Below are 10,664 nucleotides of genomic sequence, written 5' to 3'. Positions count from 1 at the left end.
CCGCGGGCCTGCCGGTGGCCGGCGCGATCTACGACGTGGACTCGGGCCGGATCACCCCCGCCGACGTCTGACCCGCGGCCTGGCGCCCCGACCGCATCCGTCCCCCGGAGGGACCGACGGCCGTGCCCGTGTGTGCACGCGGCACCGTCCGGGGATCTCTCCAGTGGGGACGGGTGCGGCGGGGTGGTGCTCCACGAGTGCGCGCCGTGCCGTTTCCTCCCCGTGTCTCGTCTGGGAATGCGGTCACCACGGTGGCCGTTGTGATCCGGGACGGCCCCGCCGTCGAGAGGAGCACCGTGGAAGAGAACACCTACGAGATCTTCAACCGCGCACGCATGTTCATGGAGCTGGGCGACCCGATCTACGCCGCCCGCACTCTGGAGCCGATCGTCGAACACGAGCCGAACAGCCGCTCCCTCCTGGAACTGCTCGGCCGCGCCTACTTCCACTCGGCGCAGCTCAGGAAGGCCGAACGGACCTTCCGCAGGATCATCGAACTGGACCCCGTCGACAACTGGGCCCACATCGCGCTCGCGCGCACCCTGGAACGCCAGAGCCGCCACGAGGAGGCCTCGACCTACCGGCGCATGCACGCCGCGATGTCCGGCGGGTCCCTCGACTGAACCGCCCTGGGCGCCGCTCCGCCGATCCGGCGGGGCCGCCCGCGCGGCTCTCCCCGACACCCGCGCACCCCGGGCACAGCGGGGCGAAGCGCCGGTCCGCAGCGGCTACGCTGCTGATCATGGCACGTCCCACAGCCCCCGACAGCCCTGATCCCTCCCATGACCCCGCGTGCGTGGACCGGTCCAGCGATCGTGCCCGCGCCTGGGCCGACGAGGCGGTCCGCAGGGTCGTCGCCGACGCCAACCGCTCGGCCGACACGCACCTGCACGTGTTCCCGCTGCCGCCCGAGTGGGGCATCGACCTGTACCTGAAGGACGAGTCGGTGCACCCCACCGGCAGTCTCAAGCACCGCTTGGCGCGTTCGCTGTTCCTCTACGGGCTGGCCAACGGCTGGATCACCGAGGGCACCACCATCGTGGAGGCCAGTTCGGGCTCCACCGCCGTGTCGGAGGCCTATTTCGCGCAGTTGGTCGGACTGGATTTCGTCACGGTCCTCCCCCGCAGGACGAGCCCGGAGAAGATCGCGCTGATCGAGCGCTACGGGGGCCGGTGCCACTTCGTCGACTCCCCGCCGGACATGTACACCGAGGCCGAACGGCTCGCCCGGGAGACCAACGGCCACTACATGGACCAGTTCACCTACGCCGAGCGCGCCACCGACTGGCGGGGCAACAACAACATCGCGGAGTCGATCTTCGAACAGCTCTCGATGGAGCGCTACCCCTGCCCCGAGTGGATCGTGGTGGGCGCGGGCACGGGCGGCACGCCCGCCACCATCGGCCGCTACCTGCGCTACCGGCGGTTGGGCACCCGACTGTCGGTCGTGGACCCGGAGAACTCGGCGTTCTTCCCCGGCTGGGTGACCGGCGCGACCGACTACGCCACGGGGATGCCGTCGCGGATCGAGGGCATCGGCCGCCCGCGTATGGAGCCGAGCTTCGTCCCGTCGGTGATCGACCTGATGATGCCGGTGCCCGACGCCGCGAGCATCGCCGCGATGCGTCACCTGCACGAGGTCACCGGCCTGTGCGCGGGCGGCTCCACCGGCACCAACCTGTGGGGCGTGTGGCACCTGGTGGCCAGGATGCTCCGTGAGGGCCGCAAGGGCAGTGTGGTCACCCTGATCTGCGATGGCGGCGAACGGTACCAGCACAGCTACTACGACGACGCCTGGGTGGCGGAGCGGGGCCTGGACCCGGCCCCCTACCGTGCGGCCATCGATCGGCTGCTCGAGAGCGGGGACTGGGCCCCGCCGAGCCCGCCCGGGACCTAGGTTCCTGGACGGGCCGAAGCGCGGCGGCAGGCCCCAGGGAGTTTGACGTTCGGGCGTCGGCAGGGTTCTGCACGACGAGGCAAGCCGCGTAGCGAGGAACGAGCGATAGGCGCCGCCGAGGAGGAAGAATTCCTGCCTCTTTGGGCGCCCGAACACGGGCCAAAGCGAAGCGGAGGCCCCAAGAGGCACGATCAGGTGTCGATGCGGGCGACGTCCAGCTCTTGGGCGCCCTCCTGGATGAACCTGCGGCGGGGCGCCACCTCGTTGCCCATGAGCAGGTTGAACACCGAGGCGGCTTCCTCGGCCTGCTCCACCCGGATACGGCGGAGGGTGCGCCGACGCGGGTCCATGGTCGTCTCGGCCAGCTGGTCGGCGTCCATCTCGCCCAGACCCTTGTACCGCTGGACCGGTTCCTTCCAGGAGATCTTCCGCTTCTCCAGGTCCAGCAGCGTGCGCGACAGCTCGGCGTCGGAGTAGGTGTAGATGTAGCGGTCCTCGGGCCTGGCGCCGCGCTTGCGCCGGGTGTTGGTCAGCTCGATGCGGTGCAACGGCGGGACCGCGGCGTACACCCGGCCCGCCTCCAGCATGGGCCGCATGTAGCGGTAGATGAGGGTGAGCAGCAGGCACCGGATGTGCGCGCCGTCCACGTCGGCGTCGGCCATGAGGATGATCCGGCCGTAGCGGGCGGCGTCGATGTCGAACGTGCGGCCCGATCCCGCGCCGACCACCTGGAGGATCGCGGCGCACTCGGCGTTCTTGAGCATGTCGGTGACCGACGACTTCTGCACGTTGAGGATCTTGCCCCGGATCGGCAGGAGCGCCTGGAACTCGGAGTCGCGGGCCAGCTTGGCGGTTCCCAGCGCCGAGTCGCCCTCGACGATGAACAGTTCGCTGTGCTCCAGACCCTCGCTGCGACAGTCCACGAGCTTGGCGGGCAGCGCCGAGTTCTCCAGCGCGTTCTTGCGCCGCTGGGTCTCGCGCTGCTGGCGTGCCGCGAGCCGAGCCTTGGCCGCGCCGACGACCTTCTCCAGGACCGTGCGCGCCTTGGCCTTCTCGGCCTTCTTGGTGGAGGTGAGGAACTCGCGCAGCTCCTTGCCGACCACCTGGGAGACGATCCGGGAAGCCGCGGAGGTGCCCAGGATCTCCTTGGTCTGCCCCTCGAACTGCGGTTCGGGCAGGCGGACGGTGACGACCGCGGTCAGGCCCTCCTGGGTGTCGTCCTTGGTGACGGGGTCGTCATTGGTCTTGAGCAGCTTGGTGGCGCGCAGCTGGTCGTTGATCACCCGGACCAGGGCGCGCTCGAAGCCGTTGAGGTGCGTGCCGCCCTTGGGGGTGGCGATGACGTTGACGAAGGAGCGGACGGTGGTGTCGTAGCCGGTGCCCCAGCGCAGGGCCACGTCCACGTCCAGGCGGCGCTCGACGTCGGCCGGGACCATGTGTCCGGCGTCGTCCAGGACCGGGACGGTCTCGTTGAAGGTGCCCGAGCCCTGGATGCGCAGGACGTCGCTGACCGGCTCGTCCGGCGCGAGGAAGGTGCAGAACTCGCTGATACCGCCGTCGAAGCGGAACTCCTCGGTGTAGGCGGGCTCACCGTCCGCGCGCTCGTCGCGCACGGCGATGGTCAGACCCGGGACGAGGAAGGCCGTCTGGCGGGCGCGGTCGAGGAGGGACTCGCGGGCGATCTCGGCGCCCTTGAGGAAGATCTGCATGTCCGGCCAGAAGCGGATCCGGGTGCCGGTGATCTTCTTGGCGACCTTGCGGACCTGCTCCAGTCCGGAGACCGGCGTGAACTCGGCGTCGGGCCCGGCCCCCGCGAAGCGGCCCGCGATGCCCCTGCGGAAGCTGATCGCGTGCGTGTGCCCCTGCCGGTCGACCTCGACGTCGACCCGCGCGGACAGGGCGTTGACGACGGAGGCGCCGACGCCGTGCAGGCCGCCGGAGGCGGTGTAGGAGCCCGAGCCGAACTTGCCACCCGCGTGGAGCTTGGTCATGACCAGCTCGACACCGGACAGGCCGGACTTGGGTTCGGCGTCCACCGGGATGCCGCGGCCGTCGTCGCTGACCGAGACGGAGCCGTCGGAGTGGAGCGTGACGTCGATCCGGCCGCAGAAGCCGCCCAACGCCTCGTCGACGGAGTTGTCGATGATCTCCCACATGCAGTGGGTCAGGCCTCGGCTGTCGGTGGAGCCGATGTACATGCCCGGCCGTTTGCGTACCGCCTCCAGGCCCTCCAGGACCGACAGGTGCCGAGCGGAGTAATCCTCGGGGTCGTGGACGGCTGCGGTCAAGGCGGTCACTCGGACATCTCCTGCGTCTTGAGGGCCTTTGGAGCTCTGATGCGGTGCGTGCCCTTTGTACCGCGCCGCACCGACGAAAGGGGGCAGGCCACGGCGTGCCGGTCGGTTTCCACGTGGTGGAGTGAGCGGGGTCGTGGGCCACCTGAGTCGCGTCCGGCGTCGTCGCCGGGGGCCGCCCGTGTCGGGCCGCGTGGACGCGGCGACGGGTGCTGCCCCGCGCGAGACTACCACCTCCTGTGGATGCGACCTGGATACTCCCACTTTCTGGGGATGCCGGAGCCACACAAGGGGTATCAACAAGGCAGGGAACCGACAGCGGGCGACAAAGACCCCATCTCGTTCATCCGGGGAGCCAACCGGGCGGATTCCGCTGTCGGCGTACAGCCGAACCGGTTGGGAACGTCTGGGGGCGGTTAGATGTTGTCAGAGGTGACTAACGCCGAGTATTGAGGATGGCGAAGTGACTGGAACCCTTGCCCCCACCCAGCAGCTGACGGCTGCCGACCGTTGTGACCGCTGTGGTGCACAGGCGTACGTCCGAGTGCTCTTGAACTCCGGCGGCGAGCTTCTCTTCTGCGCGCACCACATGCGGAAGCACGACGAATCCCTCCGCAAGATCGCCTCGGACATCCAGGACGAGACGGACAGGCTCCACGAGAGCAAGGCCACCGCCGACGAGCGTTAGCCACGAACGGACAACTTCACACGGAAGTACGGAACGTGCGGCGGCGGCCCCGGAAGGGGTCGCCGCCCTCTCTCGTGTGTGACACGGGTGCACCACGGGCCCCGGTGGGCCCCGCCTGCGGTTCGACCACCGCCCCGCGTCCCCTACGGTTCGCCCACGCGGTAGTGGTAGCGGTCCACCTCGCTGAAGCCCGCGCGCTCGTAGGCCCGCAACGCCGCCGCGTTGTCCTCCAGGACCAGCAGGTAGGCCCGCTCGGCGCCCCTGTCCCGCCCCCAGGCGAGCAGCGCCCCGATGATCTCCCGGGCGAGCCCGAGCCCCCGGATCTTCGGCTCCGTGAACATGTTGTACAGCCCGACCCATCCGTCAGCGGCCGCCGCACACCCCCGGGCCCCGCCCGACGTCTCCACGGCGTACCCCATGACCGGGACGCGGTCCATGATCCGGTGCTGGCCCTCCGCGACCCGCGTGTCCACGCCCTCCGCCGACCACAGCGCCCGCCACCGCGTGTCGGGCCGCGACGCCACCTCGACCCTGGCCTGCGCCAAAGCCGCGGAGTCACCCACGTCACCGATGTCGCGCACCATGACCATGGCGGCGCGGCCCTTCGCGTACCCGCGTGCGGCCAGGTTCCGGTCCAGGTCGTCCATCCCCCTCCAGACCTGTACCGCCGGGGGCGCCCCGCGCTCACGGTAGAACCGCTCGACGGTCTCCACCCGTGCGGCGGCCGGGTCCAGGAGCACGGCCGAGTTGGCGCGGAAGGTCACCCCGCCCGCGTAGCCCAGGTGCCATCCGTCGGTGACGCACACCTCCTCCGGCGGCCAGTCCCTGGCGATCCTGCGTGCCCACGCGTGCATCCCGAGCCCCTCGACGCTTCCGATGATCCGACGATGCTAGTGGCGACCCCGTACCATGGCAGGGCCGATCCGGCTCTCCACCCGCAGTACCAGGGAAGTCCCACCATGCTCATCTTGCTGCCGCCGTCCGAGGGCAAGGCCACCTCCGGCGAGGGGCCGCGTCTGGACCCGGCCTCGCTGACCCTCCCCGAACTGACCGGGGCCCGCGACGAGGTCGCGGCGACGCTGGCCGAGGTGTGCTCGGGCCCGGAGGAAACGGCCCTGGAGGTCCTGGGCCTGTCCCCGGGCCAGGCGGACGCTCTCAAGCGCAACCTGGACCTGGCCACCGCGCCGACCCTGCGCGCCGCCGACCTGTACACGGGCGTGCTCTACGACCGCCTGGGGCTGCCCTCGCTGCTCGACTCCCCCGCCGCCGAACGCACGCGCGAACGCGTCCTGGTGTTCTCCGGGTTGTGGGGCGTGGTCGGGCCCGAGGACAGGGTGCCGCCCTACCGCCTGTCGATGGGGGTCACACTGCCCCCGCTGGGCGGACTGGGGGCGTACTGGCGGCGCGCCATGAGCGGCCCGCTGGGTGGGCTGGCCGAGGACCGGATGCTGGTCGACTGCCGCTCGTCCGCCTACGCCGCCGCGTTCCGGCCGAAGGGGGCCGCGGCCGAGCGCACGGTCGCCGTCCGGGTCCTGCGCGAGCGGGTCGTCGACGGGCAGACGCGCCGCTCGGTGGTCAGCCACATGGCCAAGGCCACGCGCGGCGACATCGCGCGCGTGCTCCTGACCGAGGGGGTGGACGCCACCACCCCGGACGAACTGGTGGCCGCCCTGCGCGACCTCGGGCACACGGTGGAGCTCCAGCCCGCGGCCAAGCCGGGGACCGCGCGCACCATGGACGTCGTCATCCGCGACTGACCGGCACTGACACACGTAGGGGGACGACCGCGACGGTCGTCCCCCTACGTCATGCCTTTATCCCGCACCTACACCCCGGGTGACAGCATGGCTGCTGTCGGATGGACGTCGACACACCCTGGAACACATGGGGGAAGCGCCCGGTGCGCCCGAGGACACGCGGGGATCGCCACACCCGCGGGCGGCGGGGCGAAAGCGGACCGGTGTGCCGTCCCGAGGGATCGGGGCGGCACACCGGAAACGGCCTTTCAGGTCGTTGCTACCCGGACCGGCCTAGTCCAGGTAGTCACGGAGCACCTGCGAACGCGACGGGTGACGGAGCTTCGACATCGTCTTGCTCTCGATCTGCCGGATGCGCTCACGGGTGACCCCGTAGACCTTGCCGATCTCGTCTAAAGTCTTCGGCTGGCCGTCGGTGAGACCGAAGCGCATGGAGACCACGCCGGCCTCGCGCTCGGACAGGGTGTCCAGGACCGAGTGCAGCTGCTCCTGCAGGAGCGTGAAGCTGACCGCCTCACCCGGCTGGATGGCCTCGGAGTCCTCGATGAGGTCACCGAACTCGCTGTCGCCGTCCTCGCCCAGCGGGGTGTGCAGGGAAATCGGCTCACGGCCGTACTTTTGGACCTCGACCACCTTTTCAGGGGTCATGTCCAGTTCCTTGGCCAGCTCCTCCGGGGTGGGCTCGCGGCCCAGGTCCTGGAGCATCTGGCGCTGGACGCGGGCCAGCTTGTTGATGACCTCGACCATGTGCACCGGAATGCGGATGGTGCGCGCCTGGTCGGCCATCGCGCGGGTGATCGCCTGGCGGATCCACCACGTGGCGTAGGTGGAGAACTTGAAGCCCTTGGTGTAGTCGAACTTCTCCACCGCGCGGATCAGACCCAGGTTGCCCTCCTGGATCAGGTCCAGGAACAGCATCCCGCGCCCGGTGTAGCGCTTGGCCAGCGACACGACCAGTCGGAGGTTGGCCTCCAACAGGTGCTTCTTGGCACGGCCACCGTCCTCGGCGATCCACTCCAGCTCGTCGCGCAGCTCGAAGCTGAGGACGTCGCCCTCCTCGGAGAGCTTCTCCTCGGCGAACAGCCCGGCCTCGATCCGCTTGGCGAGCTCGACCTCCTGTTCGGCGTTGAGCAGCGGCACCTTACCGATCTGCTTCAGGTAGTCCTTGACCGGGTCCGCGGTGGCACCGGCCGCGACCACCTGGGCGGCGGGAGCGTCGTCGTCATCGTCGTACAGGACGAAGGACTCGTCCTCGGACTTGGGCACGGTGGGCGCGCCGACGGCCTCGGGCTTGGCGGGCTTGGTGTCCTTGTCCGTGGCGTCCGCCGGGTCCTCGACCAGTTCCAGCTCGGCGCCGGTGTGTTCGAGGTCGTCCAGCCCCTCGTCCGCGAACTCCCCCGCGGGCGCCAGTTCGAGGTCCTTCTTGGCCGACTTCTTGGTGGCGGTCGCCTTCTTGGCGGTCGTCGTCTTCTTGGCCGGGGTCTTCTTCGGCGCCGCCTTCTTGGCGGTCGTCGTCTTCTTGGCCGGGGTCTTCTTGGCAGCCGTGGTGTCGGTGGGCGCGTCCTCGGCGTCGGCCGAGCCGACGGCGGCGGTCACCGTCTCCGGCTGCTGCTGGGCGGCTGCGGCGCGCGCGGGCTTGGCCGACCGCGTGGCCGTGGTCTTGGTGGACCTGGTCGAGGTGGACCGCGTGGTCGCCGTCTTGCGCCGGGGAGCCTTGCGCCGCGAGGAGGCCGACTCGGGCACTCGTACGGTCACGTCCTCCTTGGCGAGGATGCGAAGCACGGACTGCGCCTGCGACATCGGGATTTCGGCCTCTTCGAAGGCACGGCGCACGTCCTCGGGCTCAAGAAAGCCCTGGGACCGCCCACGCTCGATCAGCTGCTGAATGACGGGCTCTTGCAGTGACTCGGACTGCTTCGAGCGAGTCGAACTGGCAGATGACACAAACACCTCTCGAACGGACGTGTGGCGAGATTGTCGGACCCGGTTGGTCCGCCTGGCCGGGACCGGGCGCGCGCCCTCTCCCACCTGCGGCCTGGGATCGTCCCCACTGGGGCGGGGAAGCCGTTTGTCTATCAAGCGTATGCGCTCTCGGAGGTCATCCCCCTGGAGGATCACCCCCGCGTCGCGGGGCGGAACGGCTTCTTCACTGTAGGCAAGGCAATGGACTTGTTCGTACGGTCTACCGCTCCGACGCGGAGTCGATCACCGGAAGCTGAACGGCGAGCAGTGTGACGTCGTCGTCCTGCTCGTACCCTTCGAGCATGCTCTCAACAAGGTACTCCAGCATCTGATGTGGGTCGCCCACAGCCTCCGGGGGCGCCGAGGCGGCCACGCGGACCAACTCGTCGAGACCGGAGGCGACGGACCGTTTGCGGTTCTCAACCAGACCATCGGAGTAGAGGGCGACGGTGTTACCGGGTTGCACGAAGAATTTGTGGTGACCTCTGGGAGTGCTGACCCCGAGCGGCGTGTCGGGCTCCCCTTCGAGCAGCGAGGGGCCCGCGTTGCCCGCGACCACGAGCGGGGGCAGGTGTCCCGCGTTGCTCAGGTCCAGCTGGCCGGTGACCGGGTCGAGGACGAAGTAGACCAGGGTGGTGACCTGGTCCATCCCCTCGGTGGCGTCGAACATCCGGTCCAGCCCGGTGAGGACGTCGGCGGGTTCGGGCATGTTGAAGGCCAGAGCGCGCAGCGCGTTGCGGATACGGCTCATCCCCGCGGCGGCGGGAATGCCCTTGCCCATGACGTCGCCGAGCACACCGGCCACGCGCCCGCAGGGCAGCGGGAAGGCGTCGTACCAGTCACCGCCCACCTGCACGTGCTGGGAGCCCGAACGGTAGTAGGCGGCCAGGCGCACCCCGCTGACCTCGGGGAGCTCCTCGGGCAGGAGGCTGTGCTGAAGCGCCTGCGCGGTGTCGTGTTCGCGCTCGTAGAGCTGGGCCCGCCCCACGGCCAGGGCGCACTGGCCGGCGAGTGCCTCCAGGAACACGCGTTCCTCGTCGGTGACCTCGCGCGGCGCGGTGAAGGACAGGCGCAGCGCGCCGATGGTCCGGCCCGCGATCGCCATCGGCAGGGCGACCCAGGCGCGTTCCGGGGTGGCCTCGACCAACTCGTCGACCTCCGGCGCGTCCTCGAACAGCGCGCGCAGCTCAGCCGGGTTCGCGGCCAGGCACGGCGCCTGGTCGGCGACGGCGCGGGCGGCGGGGTCGGGGTGTTCGAGCGAGAACGAGGCCCGGGGCGGCGCGTGGGCGTGTTCGGTGGCCATGGCGCGCAGGCGGAGACGGTCGCGGTCGTACAGGACGACACGGGTGTGGTCGGCGCCCACACCGGAGTGACCGATCTCGGACATGGCCCCCACGACGTCGTCGACGGTGAGCGCCTCAGCGAGGTCGGAGGTGGCCTTCTGGAGGCGGGCGGTGCGCATGGCCGCCTCACCCAGCTGCTGGTTGAGCCGCTGGCGAAGTTCGTCAGCCTCGCGTTCGGTGGTGACGTCCACGAACGTGCCGATCCACTCGACAGTTTCGGTCCCGTCCTTGATCGGATTTGCGCGCGCCCGGTAATGGTCGTAACCGCCTGAGCGGGTCCGCACCCGGAACATGGCGTCGAAGGGGGTCACGTCCAGCACGGCGTCGTTCCACGCCCGCTCGACCCGGGTGCGGTCGTCGGGGTGAACCGCCCCGAGCCATCCCCGTCCCAGGTAGGCCTCGACGTCCTGACCGGTGACGGAACGCCACTGGGGACAATCCTCGTGCATGTCTCCGCCGGGTCCGGCCGCCCAAACGATCTGGTGGCCCGCCTGCAGCAGGGCACGCAACCGCCGTTCGTCGCGTCGGGCCGCCGCGGACTCGTGTTCCCGAGCGGCGATGAGTCCGACCTGGTCCTCCCCGGTGTCAGGGTCGGCGACCGGGAACCAGGTCAGGTCCCAGACCTGTCCCCGCGCGGTCCGGAACCGGTCCCGGACCGCGTCTCCACCGCCGCGCACGGCGGCCAGGGAGGCGCGCTGGGCCGCGGCTCCGGCCGCATCGCCC

At 70.2% G+C, this 10,664-nt stretch carries 8 protein-coding genes; 4 read left to right on the top strand and 4 right to left on the bottom strand.

Going from position 1 to position 10,664, the window contains the following annotated elements; genetic code table 11:
* Positions 1-296: 296 nt before the first annotated feature.
* Both D471_RS0106500 and D471_RS0106495 read left to right on the top strand, forming a co-directional pair.
* Positions 297-623 carry a tetratricopeptide repeat protein gene (locus D471_RS0106500; protein WP_026127474.1) on the top strand — a complete coding sequence of 109 codons (327 nt, stop codon included), beginning with the start codon at positions 297-299 and terminating at the stop codon, positions 621-623.
* A 119-nt stretch (positions 624-742) separates the two neighbouring features.
* A complete protein-coding gene (locus D471_RS0106495) occupies positions 743-1,897 on the top strand; it encodes an L-cysteine desulfhydrase Cds1 (RefSeq protein ID WP_026127473.1) in 1,155 nt (384 codons plus the stop codon).
* A 191-nt stretch (positions 1,898-2,088) separates the two neighbouring features.
* Here D471_RS0106495 and D471_RS0106490 read toward each other — a convergent pair whose 3' ends face one another.
* Positions 2,089-4,194, bottom strand: coding sequence for a DNA gyrase/topoisomerase IV subunit B (locus tag D471_RS0106490; RefSeq protein ID WP_017597873.1), 2,106 nt, complete (start codon positions 4,192-4,194; stop codon positions 2,089-2,091).
* Between the two features lie 460 nt (positions 4,195-4,654).
* Here D471_RS0106490 and D471_RS0106485 point away from each other — a divergent pair, with 460 nt between their 5' ends.
* On the top strand, positions 4,655-4,879 hold the full coding sequence (locus D471_RS0106485; protein ID WP_017597872.1) for a DUF7455 domain-containing protein: 225 nt from the start codon (positions 4,655-4,657) through the stop codon (positions 4,877-4,879).
* A gap of 143 nt (positions 4,880-5,022) precedes the next feature.
* Here the strand turns inward: D471_RS0106485 and D471_RS0106480 are convergent, their stop codons facing one another.
* On the bottom strand, positions 5,023-5,733 hold the full coding sequence (locus tag D471_RS0106480; protein ID WP_017597871.1) for a GNAT family N-acetyltransferase: 711 nt from the start codon (positions 5,731-5,733) through the stop codon (positions 5,023-5,025).
* Positions 5,734-5,838: 105 nt separating this feature from the next.
* On the opposite strand from D471_RS0106480, the gene yaaA reads away from it, so the two are divergent.
* Positions 5,839-6,636 (top strand): peroxide stress protein YaaA, encoded by a 798-nt coding sequence (yaaA, locus tag D471_RS0106475; protein ID WP_017597870.1) that lies wholly within the window; start codon positions 5,839-5,841, stop codon positions 6,634-6,636.
* Between the two features lie 273 nt (positions 6,637-6,909).
* Here yaaA and D471_RS0106470 read toward each other — a convergent pair whose 3' ends face one another.
* The gene (locus D471_RS0106470; protein ID WP_241479580.1) at positions 6,910-8,469 is read right to left on the bottom strand and encodes an RNA polymerase sigma factor; all 1,560 of its coding nucleotides are present in this window, start codon (positions 8,467-8,469) and stop codon (positions 6,910-6,912) included.
* Positions 8,470-8,818: 349 nt separating this feature from the next.
* The coding region (locus D471_RS0106465) for a SpoIIE family protein phosphatase (RefSeq protein ID WP_017597868.1) at positions 8,819-10,664 on the bottom strand (1,846 nt) is incomplete at its 5' end.

Origin of the sequence: Nocardiopsis lucentensis DSM 44048 (assembly GCF_000341125.1) — a bacterium.
Classification (GTDB): domain Bacteria; phylum Actinomycetota; class Actinomycetes; order Streptosporangiales; family Streptosporangiaceae; genus Nocardiopsis; species Nocardiopsis lucentensis.
Note: the sequence above shows the minus strand (reverse complement) of the source record. Positions and strands in the feature narration are given on the sequence as shown.